Source organism: Halalkaliarchaeum sp. AArc-GB (genome assembly GCF_031432225.1).
GTDB lineage: Archaea > Halobacteriota > Halobacteria > Halobacteriales > Haloferacaceae > Halalkaliarchaeum.
The window spans coordinates 61252-86039 of the sequence record NZ_JAVKGM010000005.1; the positions used below are offsets into that span (position 1 = coordinate 61252).

The window sequence follows — 24788 nt, forward strand, 5'->3', positions numbered from 1 at the left end:
GAAGACTTACCACTCGACCGATCGTTTATCGGGTATGAGTTCCCTCCCCGAGCGCGAGGAGATCGATCGCGAATACAAGTGGGCTCTCGAGTCGATTTACGAGGACGACGACGCCTGGGAGTCCGCCTTCGAGGGGGTGAGCGATCGCGTCGACGAGCTCGCCGCCTACGAGGGTGAACTGACTGACGATCCTGGGACGCTTTTGGAATTTCTCGAACTCCGCGAGGAACTGATGCGGACGGTGGCAACCGTTGTAACGTACGCGAACCTCCGGAAAAGCGAGGACACCAGAAACCAGGAGTACCAGGCGCTCTCGGCGAAGGCCTCGGCGCTGCAGTCCGACGCGGCGGCGGCGACCTCGTACGTGGAGCCGGAACTGCAGACGCTTGCGGAAGAAGACGTGGAGGCGTTCATGGAGCGGGAACCCGAACTCCGCGAGTACGAGCACTTCTTCGACGACGTGCTCCGGATGAAACCGCACACCCGATCCCCCGAGATCGAGGAGCTGCTCGCCGAACTCGGCGAGGTCACCTCGGCGCCCTCGGAGATCTACTCGATGCTTTCGGACGCCGACATGACGTTCCCGACCGTCGAGGATCCGGACGGCGAGCAGGTCGAGATCTCGCAGGCCAACTTCGTCCGTCTCCAGAAGAACCCTCACCGACCGTTCAGACGGACCGTCCACGAGGAGTTTTACGACGAGTGGGAGACGGTCCGGAACGCGGTCGGCACTGCCCTGGAAAAGCAGCTGAAAAAGGACGTGAAGGTCGCCCGCGCCAGAAACTACGACACCGCCCGCGAGGCCGCCCTCGACGGGTCGAACGTTCCGACGGACGTGTACGACGCGCTGGTCGACACCGTCCGGGAGAACCTTGACGCCCTCCATCGACACTCCAATCTCAAACGCCGGGCGCTGGAGGTCGAGGAACTCCGTTCCTGGGACCTGTACATGTCGCTTACGGGCGAGGAAGGACCTGATGTCGAGTACGAACAGGCCGCAGACTGGATCGTCGAAGCGGTCGAACCGCTGGGCGAGCCGTATCAACGCCGACTCCGCGAGGGGCTCGACTCCCGGTGGGTCGACGTCTACGAGAACCGCGGGAAGCGCTCGGGGGCGTTCTCGTCGGGAGCGTACGACACTCAGCCGTTCATCCTGGTGAACTACCAGGACGACGTCCCCTCGATGTTCACGCTCGCACACGAACTGGGCCACTCGATGCACTCGGAGCTCGCAAAGGAGAGCCAGCCGTGGCAGTACGCCGGTTACGACATCTTCGTCGCGGAGATTGCCTCGACGGTAAACGAGACGCTGCTTACGGACTATCTGCTTGCGAACGCACCGAGCGACGAACTCCGGGTCCACGTGCTCGATCAGTACCTCGAGCGGTTCCGGTCGACGCTGTTTAGACAGACGATGTTCGCGGACTTCGAACAGCGGATCCACGCTGCAGTCGAGGACGGGGACCCGCTCACGCCGGACGCGTTCGACCAGCTGTACGGGAAGCTAAAATCAGAGTTCTACGACCCCGCCGAGCTCGACGAGTGGATCCGCCGGGAGTGGATGCGGATCCCCCACTTCTACTACAACTTCTACGTGTTCCAGTATGCGACCGGTATCTCCGCGGCAGCGGCCGCCGTCGAACGGATCCGAAACGAGGGCGAACCGGCCGCGGAATCGTACCGGGAGATGCTCCGCAAGGGCGGCTCGGAGTATCCGATTTCGGTGGTCGAGACCGCCGGCATCGACATGACTTCGCCGGCGCCCGTCGAGTCGGCGATCGGTGTCTACCGGGAGTATCTCGACCGGGCCGAGGAACTGCTCGAGGTGTAGCTGTCGTCGGCTCCGAGGAGAAGTTGCCGCCGGGAGCACCGGTTTCGAAACCGGTAAGCGATCCCCGCTGCCACGTGTTCCCGTGTCGAATCACGTGACTCGGCCGGCCGTCCCACCGATCGGGGGCCTGGGCGTCGCCATCGTCGCGATCAGCTTCGGTGCGATCCTCGTGCGCTGGAGCAATGCCCCGAGCGTGATCGCGGCCTTTTATCGGGTGCTGTTCACGACGCTTCCGCTCTTGCCTGTCGCGTTGATCCGATATCGCGACGATTTCCGCCGGATCACGCGTCGTGATCTCGGATACGCGGTCGTCTCGGGGGCGGCGCTCGCGATCCACTTCGGCGCCTGGTTCGAGTCGCTCGACTGGACCAGCGTGGCGGCCAGCGTCACGCTGGTGCAGGCACAGCCGGTGTTCGTCGCGCTTGGGGCGTGGCTCCTGTTGCGCGAACGGGTCACTCGACGGATGGTACTGGGCATCCTGGTTGCGGTCGCCGGAATGGTCGGACTGTCGCTCGGGGATCTGCTCGGGGGCGTTCTCGTCGGCCCGAACCCGCTTTACGGCAACGCGCTCGCGCTCCTCGGGGCGGTGATGGCGGCCGTCTACGTCCTTGCCGGGCGGGACCTCCGCCAGCGGGTGGCGCTGGTTCCGTACGTCGTCGTCGTCTACTCCGTCTGTACTGTCGTCCTCTTCGGGTTCGTCGTCGTCGGTGGCCATCCGGTTTCGGGATACCCTGCCCGCGAGTGGGTGCTGTTTGCGGGGCTGGCGCTCGGGCCGGGGCTGTTCGGCCACACGGTCATAAACTGGGCGCTGGGGCACCTCGAGTCGAGTGTCGTCTCCGTCTCGCTCCTGGGGGAACCAGTCGGCGCCACGATCCTGGCGCTTTTGTTGCTCGCGGAGGTTCCGACCGCCGTGACGGTCGCCTCGGGAATCGTCGTTCTTTCCGGGATCTATCTCACTGCCTCCGACCGGCAGGCGGCGTGAGGTCACCGATTTGCGTTCTCGACCAGCGACGCGATCCGGTCCCACGCGAGCTCCGTCCGGGCGGTCGCCTCCATCGCGGTCAAGGCGCCGCAGGCGTTCGCGACCGCGAGCACCTCCTCGAGAGGTGGGTCGTCGACATCGTCGGGGAAACCTTCCGAATCGGAGGGGCCGCGGTCACGGCGGAACCGCCGCCGGAACGCCCGGGAACCGAGCCAGGCAGCGAGAAAGCCGGCGGCGAACGCGTCGCCGGCCCCGGTGGTGTCGACGGCGTCGATCTCGTAGCCGGAATGGGAGACGGTGCCGTCCGGTCCCGAGACCGACGCGCCGTCCCCTCCGCGTTTGATCACGAGCAGTCCGTCGTCGGGACCGTGCTCCCGGTAGTCGTCGGCCGAACGTTCCGCCTCCCGGCGGTTGCAAAACAGCACGTCGACGTACGGAAATGCCCGTTTGAAAGCCCGTTGTCCGATACGTCGGCCGGGATCGAAACTGACAGTCCCGCCGACGTCGCGAACCAGTGCCGCGAGTTCGACGGCGGTTTCGGGTCGCTGGCTCGTCAGATGGAGGTGATCCGCTGTTGCAACCACCCGGGGCGGGAGATCGCCGGCTGAAAACGCCTCGTTCGCGCCGTCGCTGGCGAACACCATCACCTCGCCGCAGTCGTCGACGACGAGGTACTTCACCGCGGTCGTTTCGCTCTTCGCGACGAGGACGTGACCGCACTCGACTCCCGAACGGTCCAGCTCCCGCAGGGCGAACGCTCCGGAGTCGTCGCCGCCCACGCTGCCGAAGACCGTCGCGTCGGCTTCGAGCCCGGAGAGGCCGACGGCGACGTTTGCGGCGCTCCCTCCGCCCGACTGGATCAGCTTCCGTATCTGCACCTCGCCGTCAGGCTCGGGCAGCCTGTCGACGTGCATCGTCACGTCCCAGTTGATGTGGCCCGCACAGATCACGTTCGGCTCGTGTTCGTTCATTCCTACCCCGCTACGGCGTAGCGCTCTCGCCGGGTTCCGTCCACGGCTCGTCCGCCGACTCCCCGAACAGCTCCCGCATCAGCGTGACGATGCTCTCGGGTGGGAACTGGCCACTCTCGGTGACGATAGCGTCGACGTACCGGGGGGGCGTGACGTCGAAGGCGGGATTTTCCACCTCGATGTCGCCGATCTCCGCCCGAGTTTCCTCGTCCACGACCTCCTGTTCGTCTCGTGTCTCGATCTCGACGGTGTGTCCCGTCAGCGTCTCCGGGTGGAGCTTGATCGTCTGGGCGGCGACCACGATCGGCGTTCCCAGTTCGCGGGCGCTGACGGCCAGCCCGGAGGTGCCGATCTTGTTTATCACGCTGCCGTCGGCGGCGATCGAGTCGGCTCCCACCAGTACGTGGTCGGCCTCCGGGAGATACCGGTGGGCCGCGGAATCGACGATCAGCGTCACGGGAACGCCGAGTTCGCGGAGCCGACTGGCGGTGATGTGGCCCTGATTCCGCGGGCGGGTTTCCTTTACGTACGCCTCGAGCTGTTTGCCCTTGTCGACCGCGGCCTCGACACACGAGAGGACGTCAGTCGAGTGGCAGTGGGTCATCACGACGTCGCCGTCGCGGAGCCGGTTTGCGCCGACTTCGCCGAGCTTGTCCTGTGCGCGGTCGAGTCGGTCGCCGAACTCTCGGGCGGCATCGACCACGTTCCGCCGCAGCGTGTCGACGTCGTCGACGCCGTCGCCGTCCATTCGACGGAGTACGTATCGGAGCGCGTTGGGCAACGACACCGCGGTCGGACGCGTCTCGTGGAGCCTTCGGGCGGCCGCCCGGAGCTCCCGCCTGAACGCCTCCGGATCGCTCGCGGTGCTCGCCTCCGCCTGGGCGGCAAGTGCGTCTGCCGCCGCCGCAGCGATCGTTGCCGCCCCGCGAATCTCCATCGCGGCGATGGCATCGGCGGTCGACTCTACCGCCTCGCCCAGCGTTGGCGTGGTCATGGCTCCCTGTGGGTGCCCCGAACAAAAGGGCGTTCCGGCCGTGTCGGCTGCCGAGGCCCGGACAGTTCTTCCTGAGCTCCGGCTTCGTCCGAGAAACATTTATGCGGTATGAGGTAACAACCCAGACCGTCGTGTCCCTCCGTACAGTGGTCCTCGCCGCCCGTACAGCCCTCCCCGCCGCCCGCAAACTGCTCGGTCGGCGTGCTCGTCCGACGCTTCGCTTCGCCGTGATCCAACCATGAACCGCGCGTGGTGGCTCGCTCGCCGCCTGGCGTTCTCGCTGTTTGCGCTGTGGATCGTCGTGTCGGTGACGTTCGCCCTCGTTGCGTTCACCGGTGATCCCGGCGAGGCGTCCGTCGAGTTCAGCGTCGCGGCCGAACTCGCGGACAGCGGTGCCAGCGCAGAAGAGATCGAACGGGAGGCCGACCTGGCAGTGCAGGCGTACCGCGAGGCGAGGAACCTCGACCAGCCGGCCCACGAGCGATACGTAAACTGGCTTGCAAGCGTCGCGAGGCTGGATCTTGGAACCTCCTACAGCCATCCGACGCCGGTGACGACGCTGATCGGCGAACGGTTGACGATCACGCTCGGGTACGTGCTCCCGGGCATGGCGATCGCGCTCGTCGGCGGGGTCGCCGTCGGTACCTACTCCGCGATCGGAACGAACCCCGTTCTCTCGCGGGTGGCGACCGGATTCACCTACACCGTGTTCGGCGTCCCGAACTTCTGGATCGCCGCCGTGGCGATCATGGTCGGGATGTACCAGTTCGGGTGGCTGTTCCTGATCGGCTACGACCTCGAACAGCGCGTGCTATCGACGCACAATCTCAAGCGACTGGTGCTGCCGGCGGTCCTGCTCGGCACGGGATTGATCGCCGAGCAGGCCAGATACGTCCGCTCGGCCGTGCTGTCGCGGGAAGGGGAGCTGTTCGTCACGCAGGTTAAAGCAAAGGGGATGGGTCCGCTCCACGTGGTTCGACACCTCCTTCGGATCTCGCTGGTCCCGCTCGTCTCGCTGTTTTTCGCGAACCTTCTCGGCGTACTCGTCGTGAACGTCTTCGTGATCGAGTTCGTTTTCGAACTCCCCGGGTTCGGCACGCTCTGCTACGAGGCGATCATGAACCGCAACCTGCCGGTAATCATCGGGATGACGCTGTTCGTCGCGGGAGTCGGAATCGTCGGGAACTTCCTCCAGGACGTCGCGTACATGGTGTTCGATCCGCGGATCGAACTCGACGGGAGCTAGCGACGGTCGGCGTCGGTCTCCGCTTCGCTCGCGTCACGCGCATCGTTTTCGGGTTCAGAACGTCCAGCCGTGGGGTCGAGCGCGTCGCGGAAGAAATCGCCGAGCACCGTGATCGACAGGACCGTCATCACGAGGAACGCGATCGGGACCGTCGAGATCCACCACGTGTGGACGAACTGGTGCTGGTGGCGCAGTCCCATCGTCGCCGTGTGGCCCCACGACGGGACGCCGATGTCGTTCAAAAGCATAAACGAGATCGCCGCCTCGATCAGCAGGATCCGAGGTATCGCCTGCGTCGCAGAGACCGCGAGGCTGTCGTACACGTTCGGCACCACGTGCCGCCGGAGCACCCGAAAGCGCCCGGCACCCTGGCCCAGCGCAGCTGCGACGTACGCCTCCGTTCGAATCTGGAGCACCTCGCTGCGGACGATCCGGGCGATGCCGCCCCAGCTCAACAGGCCGAACACGAGAACGAGCAGGAACAGGCTCCGACCGTAGACGTAGATCAACACGACGTACACGAGGAAGGCGGGGACGGTACCCTGGACGTCGACGTACCGCATCAACACGGCGTCGGTCCGTCCGCCCGTGTAGCCGGCGATCACGCCGACGGCGAGCGCCAGCGGGACGGCGATCATCCCCACGACGAACGCGACCCGCAGGCTCACGCCGGCACCGAGCACGACGAGTTCGATCAGCCCGTTTCCGTGGGCGTCGGTACCCAGCGGATACTGGACGCTCCCGTGGCACCGCCCGGCCGCCTCGGCGCCGAGACACTGTACCGGAACGTGCTCCGGGACCGAAAAGAAGACGGGCGGCTGGTATCCGTGATCGAGCCCTTCAGAGATCGTGTTCCCCAACAGGGTTCCGACGAGGCCGGCGACAAAAAACGCCAGCAGATACAGCGCGGCCGCGAGCCTGAGCGGCTCGGCCCGGAGGAGACGGACGTAGCGGGCGGCGCGTTGCCGGTCCCGAATCAGCGGAACCACGAGGAGCCAGCCGAACCCCGAAAGCGACAGGAGAAACAGCCAGTCTACCGGCGTCGGATTCCAGCCGAACGCCAGCGGTTCGTTCCCCTCGAGAACGGCGTAGTCGTAGGCAGTGCCGAGGGCGACGGCCAGCCCGGTGAGAACGAGCCCGACCAGCCGGAAGGTGTCACGTCGCTTCCCTGTGCGCCTGACACTGTAGTCGGGGACCGCCGGTGAGCTGTCCGCGGCGGACCCGTGGTGGACGCCGAAGCCGGGCACTGCGTCGGTGTCGGAACCGGAGGACGGACCGTACCCGTCGCCGGGGTCAGTGTCGGAGGGCATACCTCGTGGGAAGGCACTGCGCGGGGGCGGTGTGCTACTCCGAGTCAATCACCCACACACAAAGAACCTTTCGACGGTTCGACCGGCGCTGGGATCCCGTCAGCTCTCGTGTTCACGACGGGTCCGGCCCGGCTGGAACTACCCGCAACACCCACAGCGTCTCGAACGGGTACGACTCCTCCCGGACGGCTTCGGCGTCGAATCCCGCGTCGGCCGCGATCGATTCGACCGCTTCCCGATCGGTGAGGCTGCTCACGAGCAGGAGCACACACCCACCGGGTGCGAGCACGCGTCCGACCCGTTCGAGGAACGGTTCCACGAGACGGCGGCCGGTTTCCCCGCCCGAGAGTGCGGCCTCCATCCAGTCGTCCCACTCGTTGTCCGGGTCGGTGGGGAGGTACGGGGGATTGAACGCGACTACGTCGAAGCTGTCGTCCCGGAACGGGGAGACGAGATCTGCCCGTACCACCTCCAGCCCGCGGTCGTGCGCCTGCCTGCAGGCGTGGGGATTGACGTCGGCGGCGATCACCCGGGCCTCGCGGATCTCGCGGACCTGGGCTGCGACCCAGCCGGAGCCGGTTCCGACCTCGAGCACTGTGTCACTGGGTTCGACCGCCTCGACCGTGGCCGACGCCAGCAGCGCCGAGTCCTCCGCCGGCTGGTAGACGTCGGTTTCGAGCCCGCGGCGCTGTGCGAGGTCGTCGGGTCCGGCCACGTGTTACTCCCCGGGATCGGGCTCGAACCCGTGTTCGGCGGCGACCGCGGCCAGCTCCGCGAACTCCGCCGGGGACAGCTCTCCCGGCCGCTTCGAGAGGGTCGCCTCGTCGACCGCGCTGACGACCGCAGCTGGATCGTCCAGTCCGGAGATGTGGGCGGTGTTGCGGATCGCGTTCCGGACGGTTTTCCGACGCTGGGTGAAAACCGCCTTCACGAACCGGAGAAAGAACGCCTCGTCGTCGACGGTGTAGGACGGGTCGCGAGGAACCGCACGGACGATCGCGCTTTCGACCGCCGGTTGTGGGTCGAACGCCTCCGGGGGCACGACCTCGAGGAGTTCGACGTCGGCGTAATGCTGTGCGCTCACCGAGAGCCGCCCGTAGTCGCTGGTGTTGGGTTCGGCGACCATCCGTTCGGCGAACTCCCGCTGGAACGTCAACACCAGCGGTCGCTTTGCCGGGAGCAACCGGAACGCGAGTTCGCTCGAGACGCCGTACGGCAGGTTCGAGACGCAGGCGGTAAACGCCGGGAGCTCACACTCCAGGGCGTCCGCTTCGACGACGGTAAGTGTTCCGTCGGCGATCTCCGCGTCGAACTCCTCCCGGAGAAACGCGGCGAACGTCGGATCCCGTTCGATCACGGTCACTCGGCCCCCGGGCGGTGCGGCCGCGAGCAGACGGTCGGTCAACGCGCCGGCGCCGCCGCCGATCTCGAGGACGTGGCTCCGGTCGGCCGACTCCGGGAGGTACGTCGGGATCCTGTCGAGCACGCGGTCGTCCACCAGGAAGTGCTGGTCTCGGTCCGGACACCCTCTGACTCCGGCACGTCGTACGAGGGCGTCCGGATCCCGTGACCCGCACCCGGCTCCGCTCCCGCCGGTCATTCGCTTTCGCCGTCCTCCCTGCGGACGAACGTCTTGTATTTGAGATCCTCCTCGCGCAGCTCCTCGATGATCCGCTCGACGACGACTTCCTTCGGACTGTGGAGCCCGCTGACCCGCTCTGTGATCTCCTCGAAGCTCTCGAAGGGACCGCGTTTTCGCTCGTCGAGGATCGTGTTCCTGATCTTCTTTCCGACTCCCGGGAGGAGGTTCAGCTGGTGGAGCCGAAGGGTGATCGGCTGGGCGTCGTTGTAGAAATCGACGAACCGACGCTCGTCGCGGTCGATCATCTCCTCTACGGCGTACTCGAGTTCGGACATTGCGCTGCTCGAGAGGTCGTCGTAGTCGATCTTCCGGATCCGCGAGATCCGCTCGTCCTGTTCGGGTTCGATCCGGATGCGATCGGTGATGTTCAGATCCGGATCCTCGGTAAGCGTAAACTCGAACAGCCGGAATCGGTCCTCGCCGATCGCCTGGGCCACCGGCGACTTCTCGAACTGTGGACGGGAGTCGTCCGGATGTCCGTGCGGGAAGTAGTCGAGCACGACCGCGTAGATCTCCTCCGCCTCGTCGGGCGAAGAGTCGAGAGAGTCTGAGTCCGTCTCTTCCATACCGTCCGATAGGACAACGGGATACTTAAAAAATCGCCCGAGAAGACCGACGACAGCCCACGTCCGCCAGTCCGGTCGACGCGATCACGCGTATTTTGCGATCAGGTTGAGAATCTCGTCGAGTTCGTCGCCGTCGAGGCTGTACCGTTCCTGGGCGAACACCGCGCGAAGTTCCGTCCGGTCCTCCGGAAGGAGGTCGACGATCTTGATCGCGGTCTTCTCGTCGACTTTCTCCAGTTGCTGGAGCTCCTCGACGAGTTCGCGGGCCTCTTCGGGGTCCAGGAACGCGTACCGGTTGACGTGTTCGAGCGCGCGCGCCAACTCGTATCGCATCTCCCGGTCCTCTTCCAGTGCGCGCTCGGACTCCACCTGCGAGAGGTACTCTTTCGCCTCCGCGACCGTGAGATACTCCTCGTCGAGCTTCTCCTTGAATATCGTCATACTACCCCTGCTGGGCGCGGAGGTGAGCCGGATGTGCGAGGACGGTTTTTTGCTTCCCGCCGTCGGTGATCGACACCTTGTAGGCGGATCCCTGCGTTCCGATCACTTCGCCGGTGTGGCCGCTGAACCGCGGGTGGAACCGTCCCTTCGGGACGCTCGGATCGATACGGAGGTGGACCATCTGGCCCTCCTCGTACTCCTGGATCGCCCGCTGAGGCGGTGATTGTCCCCGATCCCGGGGATGGTTGGCGAGCTTTTTCCGCGTTCCCTTCATGGGCCCATTCGAACTCGGCATAATCGTACGACCCTTTACTTCGGGTTCGATTATAAATGGTGCGTTCCCGATCCGCGGACGTGTTGCCCTACCACGCGCCAGAACGACTATATTTCATCCCGCTGAACTGTATCCCATGTTTGGCATGTTCCGTCGGGAAGCGAACGTACGGATCACACACGACCGACAGCCGAGCCGGACGCTCCTGGCCGGGTTCTCGACGCTCGGTCTCGCGGGCTTGACGGCGGCCGATTACCTCGTCGATCACCTCGAACTCGAGGAAACCGGTCACGTGCGGGTCGAGGGGTTGCCGTCGATCACACCGTTCGAGAACGGCCGTCCCAGACATCCGATTCGGCTGTTCTCCCGTCCGGATCTCGACGTGACTGTCCTGGTCAGCGAACTGTTCGTCCCGCCGTACCTCGGCGAGCCGTTCGCCACGGAAGTCCTCGACTGGACCGAATCGCACGGCACAGAGGAGATCGCGATCCTCAGTGGGATTCCGATCGCCCACGGTCCCGAGGATCACCGGACGTTTTACATTGCGACCGACGACTACCGGAACCGCCGACTCGAAGGGAGTGACGTCCCCTCGATGGGAGCCGGGTTCCTCGATGGTGCCCACGCGGCGTTGATCGAGCAGGCGATCGATTCGCCGCTGGGCGTCGGCGTCTTCGTCACGCCGGTGCATCCCCAATCCGTCGACGTCGAAGCCGCACTCAGGCTCGTCGAGACCATCGAAGACATCTACGATCTCGGTGTGGATTCGGAACCACTCAAACAGTTCGCGGAGGAGGTCAGACAGTACTACACCGAACTGGCCGACCGGATCGAGCGCCAGGAGGTGGATATGCCCGACGACCGTATGTACATGTGACGGGCGGCCCTCTCCGATCGCTGTCGACGGGTTCGTGTGTACTGGATTTCGAAAACCGGTGTTACTCGAATACCAGTAAACTCTTTACGGACGGCTCCGAGGCTACGGACATGACGGACGACCTCCGGAGTACCCTCGAACGGTTCGGCGAGCGGTTCAACCTCGGCGAGTACGAGATCGAGGCCTACCTGACCGTTCTCGAGCGCGGGGAGCTTACAGCCAGCGAGATCGCCGACAGAACCGACATTCCACAGCCGCGCGTGTACGACACGGTTCGGAGTCTCTCCGACCGTGGTCTGGTCGAACTGCGCGAGTCCCGCCCGATGAAGATCGTTGCGGTGGACCCGGAGGACGCCTTCGGGGATCTGGAGGCATCGTTCGGCGAGCTCGTTGCCGAGCTGGAGGCCAGATACACAGCACCCACACGGGAGACGGAAGCGGTCTCTCTTGTCAAATCGCGTTCGACGATCCTTCGGTATCTCGAAGAAGTGATCGCCGACGCCGATTACGAGCTTGCCCTGTCGCTCACCCCGGAGCTGTTGCGTCGGTTCCACGACGAGCTCGCAGAGAAGATCGACGACGGCGTCAGCGTGGAACTGCTCGTGACGCCGGCCTCCCGCGCGCCGAACCCGGAGGAGTACGACTACTTCGAGGTCGCGACGATCGCACGGGCACGGCGAGGGATCACGACGCCGATCCTCGCGGTCGCCGACGGGGAGCACTCGGTGTACGCCACCCAGGACGCGCTGCGGGACGACCGCGATCGGTACGGCGTCATCTTCAACCGATCCGCGCTCGGATTCCTGGTGTCGGGCTTTTTCGGCACCGTGCTGTGGACGACTGCAGAGACGCTCGCTTCCGACGGCAAGGAACGTCCGTTCCCGCGACATTACGCGTCGATCAGGCGGGCCGTGAAGGACATTCGCGAACTCGGCGGCGGGTTCTACGCAGCCGTCGAGGGTCGTGACGTCGAATCGGGCGACACCGTCCACGTCGAAGGCGAAGTCGTCGACGTCGCCTTCGAGGAGAGCGAGGAGGTGGCGTCGTTCGTCGTCGAAACCGAGACGGGTGATCGCGTCCGGATCGGCGGCCTCGTGGCCGCCCTCGAGGAGGTCGAAGCCCAGGAGATCCTCCTCGACAGGGATACGGTGCCGTCGCTGGGCTGATACTGATTATTCTCGGTCGTTACCGGACGATCGGCCATCGGATGGACCGATCGACCGGTAAATCACTACAATAACCATTATGGTTTCCTCCGTTCTCGCGGTGCCCCTGTTACGGGTCCGGTTCGTCGAACTCGAACAGGACGACCTCGCAGGATTCACACGCGAGCACCTCGCGCTCCGGGCGTCGAGCGCCCCCGGGACCGCCACAGCAGCGCCTGACCGTCGTTTCCGCCACGGTTCCCCCGCAGTCGGGACACTGTTTCAAGAACAGACGTAGCGGTCGTGCCGCCGCCGTCCGTACTTCGGGGTCGATTCCCCGGTCCGCCAGCGCTTCGACGGCTGCAGTCTCCGCGATGGCGACCGGCCGCGACAGCCAGACGTCCCGCCCCCCGGCAAGCAGGATCCGATCGCCGTGACGTTCGGCGGAGACGTCACCGCGTGCAGCCGCCGCGGCGCGGTCGAGGAACTCGCGTTCGTCGGCGTCGGCCAGTTCCGACATCCGTTCGGTCCAGTCTTCCTCGAACGACTCCGAGAGCGAGAGGTCCTCGTCGCCTTCGAGAATGCAGACCTCCAAGAGCTCGCCGAGAACCGCTTCCGGGTCCGGGCCGACGTCGTCTGCAGTCAACGAGTCAGACACTGGGCCGTCCCCGGGGCCGTGGTTTGGCCCGACGTCGATCGGCAGATGGTCCACCAGTTTCGGCGCGAACTTTGGGGTGTACGGAACTACGTAGCCGCGGAGGTACACGAGTAACAGTCCGCCCAGAAGCACTGGAAGTGCTGCCGGCAGCCACAGGAGTGCCGCGAGAACCGAAGCGGCCCCGACGACGACCGTGTTCACCGCGGTGCAGGGCCAACAGCGACTGTCTCCGGTGTACTCCGGCCTGCGGACCCGTTCGAGTACCGACATGGTTGCAGGACGGTTACCGCCGGGCGTACAAAAGATTCCACGGTGCCTCCCGTAATCGAGTAGGCGCCCCACCTGATCCCTGAACAACCTCTCTGATATAGAACAACAACAGGTGTAGTAACATGTCCCAAATCTATATACGCCTGGTGTCCATATCGACGAAACTGTAATGGTCGATACTGACCCCCAACGCGATTCGAAACGGAGTGGCGTCTCCCGGCGGCGGTTCGTGCAGGCGGCTGGAGCATCGGGCGTTATGGTCGGCGTCGCGGGCTGTCTCGGAGACGACGACGATGGCCCGATCGAAATTACGATGGACGGAGAGTGGGTGGACATAGAGGACGAGGTGATCCAGTCACTGTACGACGCCGGCCTGGACGAAGGGATCGAGGTCGAGATCCTGCCGGGTGACTTCGAAACGGGCGAACGGCGCGCCGACTTCACGTCGGCGCTGGACGCGGGCCGTGGGAGCCCGGACATCTTCATGATGGACTCCGGCTGGACGATCCCGTTTATCGTTCGCGAACAGATCGTCAATCTGGAGGAGGAACTGTCGGAGGACGTCCTGAACACCGTCCAGAACGACTACCTCGATGCAGCGGTCGACACGGCGAGCCACCCGGAGACCGGCGACCTTTACGGGGTGCCGCTGTTCCCGGATTACCCGATGATGCACTACCGGAAGGACCTCGTCGAGGAAGCGGGGTACGATCCGGAGGGAGAAAACTGGGCGACCGAGCCCATGTCCTGGCAGGAGTTCGCCGAGATGGCGGCCGACGTGTGGGAGTATCACGGCGGGGAAGACGAGTTCGATTACGCGTTCACGACGCAGGGTGACAACTACGAGGGGACCTCCTGCTGTACGTTCAACGAACTGATGACGTCGATGGGTGGGGCGTACTTCGGGGACCACGAGAACCTGTTCGGCCCTGTCGGCGAACGTCCGATCACCGTGAACGAGGAGCCGGTCCACGACGCGCTCCGGATGATGCGGTCGTTCATGTACGGTCCCGACGCCGACAACGCACATCCGGACTTCCCGAAGATCTCGACGTCGGACCTCGTCGAGTTCACCGAAGAGCCGTCGCGGGAACCGTTCACGGGCGGCAACGCGATCTTCCACCGGAACTGGCCGTACGTCATCCCGATCAACGCCGAGGACGCTGCCTTCGACTTCGAGGACCACGCGGCGATGCCGCTTCCATACGGCGTCGAGGCGGGGCAGGGGAACTACGCCGGGACGGGCGGTACGGCCCACGCGCTGGGTGGCTGGCATCTCACGGTCAACCCGAACACGTCACAGCTCGAGGAGGCGATCCAGGTCGTGGAGGCGTTCGTCAGCGAGGACGTCATGCTGAGCAACTTCGAGCTCGGCGGGTACATCCCGCCGAGCCCCGACGTCATCGAACAGGCGGATCCCGACGCTGTGGGCCCGATGGGGCGGTTCCTCGACACGCTGGCCGTCGTCGGCGAAAACACCGTTCCGCGACCCGTGACGGCAGTCTGGCCCGAGCAGTCGCCACTCATCTCCTCGGAGATCCACGACGCGTACCTCGGCGACAAGACGCCGGAGGAAGCGATGGCCGAACTCGAGGATCAACTCGAGACGACCGAGGAAGCCTAACGAGGGCCGAGCCGGATGTCTCCCGATTCACAGACCGAACGCGGATCCGGCCGTCTCCTCTCCCGTCCGCTCGACTGGCTCGAAACCCGCAGCGAAGAGGTGTACGCCTACATTCTGTTGCTTCCGTCGTTTCTCCTTTTGGGCGTGATCGCGTTCTATCCGCTCGTGGAGACGTTCCGGTTCTCGCTGCTGGCGGACGAGGTCGCTGCTGCGGATCCGTTCGGCGAATTCGTCGGCCTCGACAACTACGTCGCGCTGCTGTCGGGCGAGGCCCGGATTCCGCGACAGTTCATCGACATCGTGTTCACCGGTCAGTTCCCGTTCGTCGAACTCGGCACGCCGTTTCTCCGGCAGGCGATCATGGTGACGCTCGCGTTCGCGATCATCAGCGTGCTGTTCGAGACGCTGATCGGCTTCGGTCAGGCGCTCGTGATCGACCAGGACTTCTACGGCCGCCGGTGGGTGCGCGTCGCCATCATCATCCCGTGGGCGATCCCGATCGTCATCCAGGCGATGATCTTCTTTTTGATCTTCAATCCGACGATCGGCTTCGGCACCGACTTCATGCAGTGGCTCGGCGTTTTCGGGGACAATCCGCTCGCCAGTAGCCGCGACTCGTTTATCATCGTGCTCGTGGCGGACATCTGGAAGACGGCGGCGTTCATGGCGCTTCTCATCCTCGCAGGGCTTCAAAGCATCGACCGGGGTCTCTACGACGTCGCAAAGGTATCGGGCGCCTCCCCGTGGCAGCGGTTCAAGTTCATTACGTTGCCGCTGGTGATGCCGGCACTTCTGGTCGCGATGCTGTTCCGGACGATGGACGCGATGCGCATCTACGGACTGATCGACGCGACGGCCGGCTGTCAGACGGTACCGTCGTTGACCTGTCTGGTCATCATTTCACTGCAGGAGACCCGTCGGTGGGCGACCGCCTCCGCGGTCGCGTTCCTGACGGCGGTGGTCATCGGGCTGCTGGTGATCGTCTACCTGTGGGGACTTCGTGACACCGACGGAGGGATATCATGAGCGACGACGAACATCCAGACCTCGCTGCACAGCAACGTCCCGAAGAGCCGGAGCTCGACCGGGGAGTCGTCGAGGCGTGGGCGGCACGGATGATCTCGAATCCGGATCGCGCCTACCGTGCAGCCTTCTACACCGCGACGATCGTCTTCCTGGTCACCACGCTTTTCCCCTTCTATTGGCTGTTCGTGCTGGCGGTCACACCGCGCGCACAGCTGGGCGACACCGGGGTTTTGACGCCCGGCGGAACACCGCGGGCGGACATCGAACTTCCCTTGATCGACGCGACCCTGGCGGTTCCGGTCGGACTCCCGGCCGACTTCAACGTCCTGGCGTTCGTCGAAATATTCCAGCGGCTTCCGTTCCACCGGTACGTCTTCAACAGCTTCCTGATCGCCGTTCTGGCGACCGTGATCGTGCTGTTCGTCGGGAGTCTGGCCGGCTACGTGTTCGGCCGGCTCCGGTTCCGGGGGAAGAACCCGCTTTTGTTGCTGGTGCTCGTCACCTCGTTCTTTCCGCCGGCGGCGTTCTTCGTCCCGCTCAACCGGCTGTTCAACCGGAACATCGACGTTCTCCGGCCAGTCATGGCAGACGGATCGCTGTACAACACGCCATACGCGATTTTTGTCCCGCTGTCGGCGATTTTCCTCCCGTTGTCGATCTTCATCCTGATGACGTTCTACTCGCAGATCCCCGACGGGCTCGAGGACGCCGCACGCGTCGAGGGGACGACCCGGCTGGGTGCGCTCTTTCGGGTCATCGTCCCGCTTTCGGCCCCGGGAGTCGCAACCGCCGGCGTGTTGACGTTCATCGCCGTCTACAACGAGTACTTCTTCTCCTCGTTGATGACGGACGGTCGCCACGAGAACTGGGCGCCGATGCTCGAGGGGATCCTCCGGTTCCAGGGCGAGTTCGAGGTGCTGTTCAACCTCATGGCCGCCGCGAGTATCGTCGCCGTGTTACCGGTGGCGATACTGGTGATCGTCGCACAGGAAAAGATCGTCAGCGGACTGACCGCGGGGGCGGTCAAGGAGTAACCTATGGGATCAGTCAAACTCGAGAACATCACGAAACGGTACGAGGACGTAACGGCGGTCGAAGACATGAACCTGGAGGTCGAACACGGCGAGTTTCTCACGCTGGTCGGCCCCTCCGGCTGCGGGAAGTCGACGACGATGGAAACGATCGCCGGGCTCACGCTCCCCACTGAAGGCAGCGTTTACATCGGCGACCGCGAGGTCACCGACCTCCCGCCGAAGGACCGGGGGATCTCGATGGTCTTCCAGAACATCGCGCTGTTTCCCCACATGGACGTGTACGACAACATCTCGTTTGGCCTCCGGCTCCGGAAGTACGACCAGGAGGAGGTCGACCGGCGCGTCGAGGAGGCGGCCGACATCGTTCAGCTGGAGGGGATGATGGACCGGATGCCCCAGGAAATGTCCGGTGGCCAGCGCCAGCGCGTGGCGATCGCCCGCGCCATCGTGCGCGAACCCGACGTGTTCTTGATGGACGAGCCGCTCGCGAACCTCGACGCCGAACTTCGGGTCCACATGCGCACCCAGCTCCAGCGGCTCCACCGCAAGCTGGATACGACGATCATCTACGTCACGCACGACCAGGCGCAGGCGATGACGATGTCCGATCGCATCGCGGTCATCAACGCCGGCAAACTCCAGCAGGTCGCCCCGCCGCTCGAGTGTTACAACGAGCCGAAGAACCTCTTCGTCGCCGGCTTCATCGGCTCGCCGTCGATGAACTTCATCGAAGGCGAGATCGGCACCGACGGGTTCGGTTCAGAATACGTTTCGGTTCCGATGGATCCCGACACACAGGGCGTCCAATCGGGCCAGAACGTGACGCTCGGGGTTCGCCCCGAGGACGTCTATCTCGCCCGGGGTCGAGAGAAGGCGACGGCGCCGACGGACACGATGCACGCCGTGGTCGACGTTCTCGAACCGATGGGCGACGAGCTGTTCGTGTATCTGCTGTTCGACCGCGAGGTCGAAGCGAGCGCGGAGGGGCGCGGGAAGGGACAGCTGCTCGTTAGCCTCCCTCCAGACACCGACATCACGGAGGGCGAGGACGTCGAGATCGTTGCCGACCGGAGCAAAATCCACGTCTTCGACACCGGAAGCGGCGAGGCGATCACCCACGGACTGACGTAGTCCGACGGCCGACGTTCAGACGAATCGTTCTGCGACTGTCCCGAGGAGAGGGAGTTTGAACCGTTCACCCCGGCCGGCTTTCACCATCAAAAGCAGCCAGAGGACGAACGCGGCGAGCCCCAGCGCCGAGGACACGAGCGTGACGGCAGCGGACACCCCTGCCTCGAGCGCCGACACGGTTCCCAGGAGTGCGCCGAGCAGTTCGAACAGGAGGACGAGTGCGAATACGCTCCCGAACGCAACGACGCTCTGTGCGGCGTGAAACCGGACGTACTCGTCGTCGGTCACTAGATAGAAGACGAGCCCGGTGAGGAACGTGACCGAGTAGGCGAGCGCACCCGCCAGGTTCCGGTCCAGTCCGAGCACTGTCGACCTGGCCGGATCGGGATGGTCGCTCATGAAACGGCTCGTTCGGGACGTTCCTCTCCGAACAAATAATTACTCCGTTCGGTTTCCCGTGTTCTCACATCCGCCCGCCCGAACGTGATATTTAACAACCGACGTAGTTAATCGACGTTCATGAGCCTCGAAGACGTTCGCGTCGGCGTCGTGGGTCTGGGCGGCATCGGTACACATCACGCCGAACGCCTCCGGGAATCTGACGCACAGCTGGTCGGCGGCATGGACATCGACGCGGACGCACGCACCGAATTCGCACAGGGGTTCGACGTCCCGACGGACGGCGACGTCGACGAACTCCTCGAACGCGTCGACGCCGTCCTCGTCACCACGCCCAACAGGTTCCACGAGGAGTATGCGGTGCGGGCTCTCGAGATGGGGACGGATGTCCTGCTAGAGAAGCCACTTGCACATACCCTCGAAAGCGCAGAACGGATCGCCGACGCTGCCGCCGAGGCGGACGGTTTCTGTATGGTCGGGTTTCACAATCGGTTTGCGGGCTCGACGGAGGTGTTCAAACACTACCAGCGTGAAGGACGGTTCGGCGACCTCACGCACGTCGAGGCGAACTTCCTGCGGCGGCGCGGGATCCCTGGGCGTGGGTCGTGGTTCACCGATCTGGATGTCGCCGGCGGCGGCGCGCTCGTCGACGTCGGCGTCCACGCGGTCGATCTCGCCTTGCACCTGCTGGATCACCCGACCGTCGAGGAGGTGTCCGGTCAGACACGCGCGGAGTTCGGCATCAGCGATGAGTACGCCTTCATCGAGATGTGGGGCGAGGACTGCGGCCCGGACGGGTTCGACGTCGAAGACTCGGCGACGGCGTTTCTCCGGACTGCAGACGGGGCGACGATCTCGCTGGAGGTCGCCTGGGCGGCGAATCGTCCGGACACCAGAGAGATGTTCGTCCGCGGCATCGACGCCGGCGCGTCGTTCGACCTCGGGAGCGACGAGCTGACGATCTACGAGGCCGACACCGGCGGCGGCAACCACCTGGCGGACACGGAAATTACGACCCAGTCGCGGGACGCGTACGCGGCAGAACAACGGGCGTTTCTCGAGGCGGTCGCGGCCGGGGAGCCGCCGGCCCGAAACACCGTCGAGGAAGGGCTCCAGGTACAGCGAATCGTCGACGCGATATACCGGTCGGCCGATGAAGGGCGGAGCGTCCGGTTAGACTGACGGTACTGAAGGTTTATTCGTGAGGTTGTACATACTCCAGACATGGATATCGGCGTACTCACCGTTCCGCTCGGGAACCGATCGAGAGGCGAGGCGTTCGAGGCCCTTGCGGATCTCGGCGCAGACGCCGTCGAACTCGGCGTCGGGGGCTGGCCCGGGGAGGATCACGTGGATCGCCGCAGGACCCTCGACGACGAGGCGGCACAGTCCAGACTGCACGACCAACTGGAGGAACACGGCCTCCGGATCTCCGCGCTCGCGACGCACAATAACCCGCTGCATCCCGACGAGGATCGCGCGACGGAAGCCGACACCGAACTGCGCGAGGCGATCCAACTGGCAGCCCAACTCGAGGTGGGGACAGTCACCTGCTTTTCGGGACTGCCCGCAGGCGGGCCGAACGACGAGGTGCCAAACTGGGTGACTGCGCCGTGGCCGACCGAGCACACGGAGGCGCACGACTACCAGTGGAACGAGGTCGCGATCCCGTACTGGCAGGACCTGGCAGCGTTCGCCGACGAACACGGGATCGATATCGCGATCGAGATGCACCCGAACATGCTGGTGTACGAACCCCGCGGGATGCTCCGACTCCGCGAGGCGACGAACGAACGGGTGGGCGCGAACTTCGACCCCTCCCATCTCTACTGGCAGGGGATCGACGTCACTGAGGCGATCCGCCTGCTGGGTTCGGAAGGAGCGATTCACCACGTCCACGCCAAGGACACCCGGGTGTACGAGGCGAACGCCCGGGAGAAGGGCGTCCTCGACACTGCCGACTACACCGACGAAGTGAACCGGTCGTGGCTGTTCCGATCGATCGGCTACGGCCACGGGGAGGAACACTGGAAGGACGTCGTCTCCACGCTCCGGATGGTCGGCTACGAGGGCGCACTGTCGATCGAACACGAGGACTCGCTGACGTCCTCGATGGAGGGACTCGAAAAGGCCGTCGACGTCCTCGAACGCGCGGTCTTCGACACCACGCCCGGGGAGGCCTACTGGGCGGAGTGAGGTGATTCACGTGACTGACACACTTACCGTCGGAATGCTGGGGTACCGGTTCATGGGCAAGGCCCACTCGAATGCGCTCGCACGCCTGCCGATGTTCTTCCCGGACGCGCCGGACGTGCGCCGGGACGTACTGATCGGACGCGACGAGGAAACGCTCGCCGATGCAGCAGACCGGTTCGGGTTCGATCGGACCGCGACCGACTGGCGTGCGGTCGTGGACGAGGTGGACGTCCTCTACAATCTGGGGCCGAACCACCTCCACCCGGAGCCGTCGATCGCAGCGCTCGAGGCCGATACCCACGTGCTGTGTGAGAAACCGCTCGCGCCCACGCTCGCGGCGGCAGAACGGATGCGAAACGCTGCCGAAGACAGCGAGGCTGTCGCCGGCGCCGCCTTCAACTACCGGTTCCTGCCGGCGATCCAGTACGCGAAGGGGCTCATCGAGGACGGCGAACTCGGGGAGATCCACCACGTCAGGGGGAGCTACCTGCAGGACTGGCTGGTCGATCCGGAGGCGCCGTGGGTGTGGCGGCTGGACGAGGAGCTCGCGGGTTCGGGCGTGCTCGGCGATCTGGGGGCACACACGATCGATCTGGCGAGGTTCCTGGTGGGTGAGGTCACCGGCGAAATCGAACGGATCTCGGGCCACCTACAGACGTTCGTCGAGGAGCGCCCGGTGCCCGACGAGGACGAAACGCGGCCGGTCACCGTCGACGACGCCTACTCCGCCCAGGCGGCCTTCGAGAACGGCGCGGTCGGAACCTTCGAGGCGTCGCGGTTCGCCACCGGCCACAAGAACGACCACGCGATCGCGATCCACGGTTCGAAGGGGAGCGTCCGGTTCTCGCTGGAGCGGCTGAACGAACTCGAGGTGATGCGCGAAGGGAACCGCGGCTACGAGACGGTGCTGGTCACCGACGAGACGGATCCGTACGTCGACCGGTGGTGGCCCCCGGGACACGTGATCGGCTGGGAACACACGTTCGTCCACGAAAACTACGAGTTCCTCTCGTCGGTCGCCAACGGTGAGGCGTTCTCGCCGTCGTTTTCGGAGGCGTATCGCGTCCAGCAGGTGCTTGCGGCGATCCAGGAAAGCGACGAACGCGGTGAATGGGTCGCAATCGACGACGTGGAGTGATCGCCCCGGAACCGTGCCCGTCGAGCCTCAGGGACACCGCTCGTCGATGATTCGCTCGACGATGGCAGTACTCGAGAGTATCTCCCCATCGTAGTCGGGTTCGCGCCGGGTGGCACGCTCCACCCGACAGTCGAACCCCCGGTCGCCCAGAGCTTTTCGGATGGAGTCGGCGTCGTGGTGCTGGTCGTAGCCCAGCACGATGACGTCGGGGTCGATCCGTTCGATCGGGACGAAGATGTCCTCGGGGTGGCCCAGGTGCGCCTCGTCGACGACCGAGAGGGCGGCGACGACGTCGCGTCGCTGCCGATCCGGGAGCACGGGAGGGTCCTTGTGGGTGACGTTCTCTCGACGGGCGACGATGACGTGCAGTTCGTCGCCGTACGTCGCGGCGTCCTCGAGGTAGTGGACGTGACCGGGATGCAGGAGGTCGAAGGTTCCCTGGGCGACGATCCGGTCGACGGAACCGTCGCCGGCGTCGCTGTTGGTCCCCGGATCGTTCCCGCCGCTCATCTGTACTCCTCGTTTCGGAGTTCGGCGTCGATGTCCTCCTGGGTAAAATCGAAGAACTGCTCTTCGGGGAGTTCGACGTCGAGGACGTCGAGCTTCGTCCGTTCGCCCTCGTTGTCGAACGCCCGCCAGTCGCTCCAGCCGTACGGGGCGCCGACGATGATGTGGACCTGGCCCTGGCCGAACGTCATGAGGTCCTCGTCGCTCGGGCGGAGCACGCCGTTCGGATGCGAGTGGACCGAGCCGACGCTCCGGATGTCGTTCGGCTTCATGTTGGTCTTCACGGTCGCGCTCATCGGGTTCGAAACCGTGCCCGGAATGACGAGCACGTCGGTGATCACCTGCCCGTCACGGTCGAGGTCGAACTTGCGGGCGTCCTCCGCGCGGAGGAAACCCATGTACTCGTTGGGATGTGTCTCCTCGGAGGCCTCGAGGATGAACTCCATCGTCTCCCGGGCGATCCCGAGGAGCTCGCGCGACCGGAACAGGCGCATGTACGGCCTTCGGAGTCGTTGCCTCCTAAGGATTCCGGACGCGTTCCGTCCCGCGCCGGCGCGTCCGGCCGGAGGGACGGATAATAACGCTTACCTCTGTCACCGCCATATCGCGGGACATGACAGACGAAATCGCCGGGGATTCCGGCGAGCGGGACGATTCGAGTTCCGCACCGACTGTGTTCGATCTCTCTCCGGACTGCACGCTCGAGGACGTATCGGAGGGTTCCTACTACCACGCCGTCGTCAACGGCGTCGTCGACTACGGTGTATTCGTCGACGTCTCCGACGTCGTTTCGGGCCTGATCCACGAGTCGAACCTCGAGGAACGCTACGCCGTCGGCGACCGGTTGATCGTCGAACTCGAGGAGGTACGCGAGAACGGCGACGTCGCCTTCGACGTCGTCCATCCGGACGACTATCGTACCGAAGCCGTCGAGCACGAGCCGGAGATCACCGACGTCGGGACGCTCTCGCCCGGCGCCGAGGTGACGATCGAAGGACTCGTCGTCCAGATCAAACAGACCGACGGGCCGACGATCTTCCACGTCAACGACGGCACAGGGATCGTTCCCTGTGCGGCCTTCGAGGAGGCGGGCGTGCGGGCGTCCCCCGAGATCTCACTCGAGGATCCGGTTCGGATCGCCGGCTCCGTCGAGAACCACCAGGGAAGCCGGCAGGTCGAGGTCGATGACCTGTCCGGGCTGGCCGACGAACGCGCTCGAACGGTGGCGGAAACCGTCGAGGAGCGGATCGACGAACGCGCCGAACCGATCGACGTCGAGCCGCTGGTCGAGTGGGGGGCGTTCGAGCCGATCCGCGAGGACCTCCGGGAGCTCGCGCGCCTGCTCCGACGGACGGTTCTCGAAGGACGGCCGATCCGGGTCCGTCACCACGCGGACGGCGACGGGATGTGCGCGGCGATCCCGGTGCAGTACGCACTCGAGGAGCTGATCCGGACGGTCCACGGCGACCCCGACGCGCCGAGACATCTGTTCAAGCGGCTGCCGAGCAAGGCGCCGTTCTACGAGATGGAGGACGTCACCCGCGATCTCAACTTCGCACTCGAGGGGCGCGCCCGCCACGGACAGAAGCTGCCCCTGCTTTTGATGCTCGACAACGGCTCCACCGAGGAGGACGTCCCTGCCTACGAAAACCTGGCTCACTACGACATCCCCATAGCGGTCGTCGACCACCACCACCCGGACCCGGACGCGGTCGAGCCGCTGCTCGACGCCCACGTGAACCCGTATCTCCACGGGGAGGATTACCGGATCACGACCGGAATGATGTGTGTCGAACTCGCGCGGATGCTCGCGGCTGACCTCGGTGACGAGCTGGAACACGTCCCCGCGATTGCCGGGATTTCCGACCGGTCGCAAGCGGAGGTCATGGACGAGTACATCGCCCTCGCCGGGGAGGCCGGATACGACCGGGATGATCTCGTCGACATCAGCGAGGCGCTGGATTACGCCGCCCACCTGCTGCGGTACAGTGACGGCGAAACGCTCGTCAACGACGCGCTCAACGTCGGCTGCGACGACGACGAACGGCACCGCGAGCTCGTGGCGTTCCTCGCGAGCCGATCCCGGCGGGACGTCGACAAACAGCTCGCGGCGCTGGAACCACACGTGGAACACGAGCGGCTCGCCTCCGGCGCGCACCTCTATCGCGTCGACCTCGACAACTTCGCCCACCGGTTCACCTATCCTGCGCCGGGGAAGACGACAGGCAACCTCCACGATCGGAAGGTGACCGAAACCGGCGAGCCGGTAATCACGATCGGCTACGGCCCGGACTTCGCGGTGCTCCGGTCGGACGGCGTCCGGCTCGACATCCCCCAGATGGTGACCGAACTGAACGAGGAGCTCCCTGGAAGCGGCGTCTCCGGCGGCGGTCACCTCGTCGTCGGCTCGATCAAGTTCGTGAAGGGTCGGCGATCGGAAGTGATCGACGCCCTGGTCGAGAAGATGGCTGACGCGGAACTCGACGAGGCGCTCTCGTCGGCGGCGACCCCGGAGTAAGCGGAGTC

At 65.0% G+C, this 24788-nt stretch carries 25 protein-coding genes; 13 read left to right on the forward strand and 12 right to left on the reverse strand.

From position 1 onward, the window contains the following. Positions 1–34: 34 nt before the first annotated feature. Both pepF and RH858_RS07055 read left to right on the forward strand, forming a co-directional pair. Positions 35–1831 carry an oligoendopeptidase F gene (gene pepF, locus RH858_RS07050; protein ID WP_259535393.1) on the forward strand — a complete coding sequence of 599 codons (1797 nt, stop codon included), beginning with the start codon at positions 35–37 and terminating at the stop codon, positions 1829–1831. Between the two features lie 82 nt (positions 1832–1913). After that, positions 1914–2813 (forward strand): DMT family transporter, encoded by a 900-nt coding sequence (locus tag RH858_RS07055; protein WP_259535395.1) that lies wholly within the window; start codon positions 1914–1916, stop codon positions 2811–2813. A 2-nt stretch (positions 2814–2815) separates the two neighbouring features. Here RH858_RS07055 and RH858_RS07060 read toward each other — a convergent pair whose 3' ends face one another. Both RH858_RS07060 and RH858_RS07065 read right to left on the reverse strand, forming a co-directional pair. After that, a complete protein-coding gene (locus RH858_RS07060) occupies positions 2816–3784 on the reverse strand; it encodes a carbohydrate kinase family protein (RefSeq protein WP_259535397.1) in 969 nt (322 codons plus the stop codon). Positions 3785–3794: 10 nt separating this feature from the next. After that, entirely contained in the window at positions 3795–4778 is a 984-nt protein-coding gene (locus tag RH858_RS07065) for a ribose 1,5-bisphosphate isomerase (RefSeq protein ID WP_259535399.1), read from the reverse strand. A 238-nt stretch (positions 4779–5016) separates the two neighbouring features. Here RH858_RS07065 and RH858_RS07070 point away from each other — a divergent pair, with 238 nt between their 5' ends. Next, complete coding sequence (locus RH858_RS07070) at positions 5017–6024, forward strand: ABC transporter permease (RefSeq protein ID WP_259535401.1); 1008 nt, start codon at positions 5017–5019, stop codon at positions 6022–6024. Here the strand turns inward: RH858_RS07070 and RH858_RS07075 are convergent. The 6 genes from RH858_RS07075 to RH858_RS07100 all read right to left on the reverse strand — a co-directional run bounded on the left by RH858_RS07075 (position 6021) and on the right by RH858_RS07100 (position 10278). Further along, positions 6021–7334, reverse strand: coding sequence for an ABC transporter permease (locus tag RH858_RS07075; protein ID WP_310561428.1), 1314 nt, complete (start codon positions 7332–7334; stop codon positions 6021–6023). The genes RH858_RS07070 and RH858_RS07075 overlap by 4 nt on opposite strands. A gap of 112 nt (positions 7335–7446) precedes the next feature. Further along, a complete protein-coding gene (locus tag RH858_RS07080; RefSeq protein WP_259535405.1) occupies positions 7447–8049 on the reverse strand; it encodes a HemK2/MTQ2 family protein methyltransferase in 603 nt (200 codons plus the stop codon). 3 nt (positions 8050–8052) lie between these two features. Beyond that, complete coding sequence (locus tag RH858_RS07085; RefSeq protein ID WP_310561429.1) at positions 8053–8934, reverse strand: 16S ribosomal RNA methyltransferase A; 882 nt, start codon at positions 8932–8934, stop codon at positions 8053–8055. After that, the gene (locus RH858_RS07090) at positions 8931–9542 is read right to left on the reverse strand and encodes a DUF655 domain-containing protein (RefSeq protein ID WP_310561430.1); all 612 of its coding nucleotides are present in this window, start codon (positions 9540–9542) and stop codon (positions 8931–8933) included. Before RH858_RS07090 ends, RH858_RS07085 begins: the two co-directional genes overlap by 4 nt. A gap of 84 nt (positions 9543–9626) precedes the next feature. Further along, positions 9627–9983, reverse strand: coding sequence for an RNA polymerase Rpb4 family protein (locus RH858_RS07095; protein ID WP_259535411.1), 357 nt, complete (start codon positions 9981–9983; stop codon positions 9627–9629). Between the two features lies 1 nt (position 9984). Then, complete coding sequence (locus RH858_RS07100) at positions 9985–10278, reverse strand: 50S ribosomal protein L21e (RefSeq protein WP_310561431.1); 294 nt, start codon at positions 10276–10278, stop codon at positions 9985–9987. A 115-nt stretch (positions 10279–10393) separates the two neighbouring features. Here RH858_RS07100 and RH858_RS07105 point away from each other — a divergent pair, with 115 nt between their 5' ends. Continuing rightward, positions 10394–11134 carry a PAC2 family protein gene (locus RH858_RS07105; RefSeq protein ID WP_310561432.1) on the forward strand — a complete coding sequence of 247 codons (741 nt, stop codon included), beginning with the start codon at positions 10394–10396 and terminating at the stop codon, positions 11132–11134. A gap of 110 nt (positions 11135–11244) precedes the next feature. Next, positions 11245–12300: a TrmB family transcriptional regulator gene (locus tag RH858_RS07110; RefSeq protein ID WP_310561433.1), complete on the forward strand. Its 1056-nt coding sequence runs from the start codon at positions 11245–11247 to the stop codon at positions 12298–12300. A 109-nt stretch (positions 12301–12409) separates the two neighbouring features. Here RH858_RS07110 and RH858_RS07115 read toward each other — a convergent pair whose 3' ends face one another. After that, a complete protein-coding gene (locus RH858_RS07115; protein WP_259535419.1) occupies positions 12410–13207 on the reverse strand; it encodes a hypothetical protein in 798 nt (265 codons plus the stop codon). Positions 13208–13376: 169 nt separating this feature from the next. Between RH858_RS07115 and RH858_RS07120 the strand changes: the two genes are divergently transcribed. The 4 genes from RH858_RS07120 to RH858_RS07135 are packed head-to-tail and all read left to right on the forward strand — an operon-like array spanning position 13377 to position 18022. After that, positions 13377–14831, forward strand: coding sequence for a substrate-binding domain-containing protein (locus RH858_RS07120; RefSeq protein ID WP_310561434.1), 1455 nt, complete (start codon positions 13377–13379; stop codon positions 14829–14831). Between the two features lie 15 nt (positions 14832–14846). Beyond that, positions 14847–15857, forward strand: coding sequence for a sugar ABC transporter permease (locus RH858_RS07125; protein ID WP_259535423.1), 1011 nt, complete (start codon positions 14847–14849; stop codon positions 15855–15857). After that, on the forward strand, positions 15854–16891 hold the full coding sequence (locus RH858_RS07130; RefSeq protein WP_259535425.1) for a carbohydrate ABC transporter permease: 1038 nt from the start codon (positions 15854–15856) through the stop codon (positions 16889–16891). Before RH858_RS07125 ends, RH858_RS07130 begins: the two co-directional genes overlap by 4 nt. A gap of 3 nt (positions 16892–16894) precedes the next feature. After that, complete coding sequence (locus tag RH858_RS07135) at positions 16895–18022, forward strand: ABC transporter ATP-binding protein (RefSeq protein ID WP_259535427.1); 1128 nt, start codon at positions 16895–16897, stop codon at positions 18020–18022. A 15-nt stretch (positions 18023–18037) separates the two neighbouring features. On the opposite strand, the gene RH858_RS07140 is transcribed toward RH858_RS07135, so the two are convergent. Further along, positions 18038–18421 carry a DUF4870 domain-containing protein gene (locus RH858_RS07140; protein ID WP_259535429.1) on the reverse strand — a complete coding sequence of 128 codons (384 nt, stop codon included), beginning with the start codon at positions 18419–18421 and terminating at the stop codon, positions 18038–18040. 120 nt (positions 18422–18541) lie between these two features. Between RH858_RS07140 and RH858_RS07145 the strand changes: the two genes are divergently transcribed. From RH858_RS07145 to RH858_RS07155, 3 genes are read left to right on the forward strand one after another with little or no spacing between them, the layout of a single operon-like run. Continuing rightward, positions 18542–19603 carry a Gfo/Idh/MocA family oxidoreductase gene (locus RH858_RS07145; protein ID WP_310561435.1) on the forward strand — a complete coding sequence of 354 codons (1062 nt, stop codon included), beginning with the start codon at positions 18542–18544 and terminating at the stop codon, positions 19601–19603. A gap of 42 nt (positions 19604–19645) precedes the next feature. Beyond that, a complete protein-coding gene (locus RH858_RS07150; protein ID WP_310561436.1) occupies positions 19646–20617 on the forward strand; it encodes a sugar phosphate isomerase/epimerase in 972 nt (323 codons plus the stop codon). Positions 20618–20627: 10 nt separating this feature from the next. After that, positions 20628–21755 carry a Gfo/Idh/MocA family oxidoreductase gene (locus RH858_RS07155; RefSeq protein ID WP_310561437.1) on the forward strand — a complete coding sequence of 376 codons (1128 nt, stop codon included), beginning with the start codon at positions 20628–20630 and terminating at the stop codon, positions 21753–21755. A 27-nt stretch (positions 21756–21782) separates the two neighbouring features. Here the strand turns inward: RH858_RS07155 and RH858_RS07160 are convergent, their stop codons facing one another. Continuing rightward, positions 21783–22265, reverse strand: coding sequence for an adenylyltransferase/cytidyltransferase family protein (locus RH858_RS07160; protein ID WP_310561438.1), 483 nt, complete (start codon positions 22263–22265; stop codon positions 21783–21785). Beyond that, positions 22262–22756 carry a Mov34/MPN/PAD-1 family protein gene (locus tag RH858_RS07165; RefSeq protein ID WP_310561439.1) on the reverse strand — a complete coding sequence of 165 codons (495 nt, stop codon included), beginning with the start codon at positions 22754–22756 and terminating at the stop codon, positions 22262–22264. The genes RH858_RS07160 and RH858_RS07165 overlap by 4 nt, the downstream gene beginning before the upstream one ends. A 119-nt stretch (positions 22757–22875) precedes the next feature. Here RH858_RS07165 and RH858_RS07170 point away from each other — a divergent pair, with 119 nt between their 5' ends. Continuing rightward, a complete protein-coding gene (locus RH858_RS07170; RefSeq protein WP_259535441.1) occupies positions 22876–24780 on the forward strand; it encodes an OB-fold nucleic acid binding domain-containing protein in 1905 nt (634 codons plus the stop codon). Positions 24781–24788 lie beyond the last annotated feature (8 nt).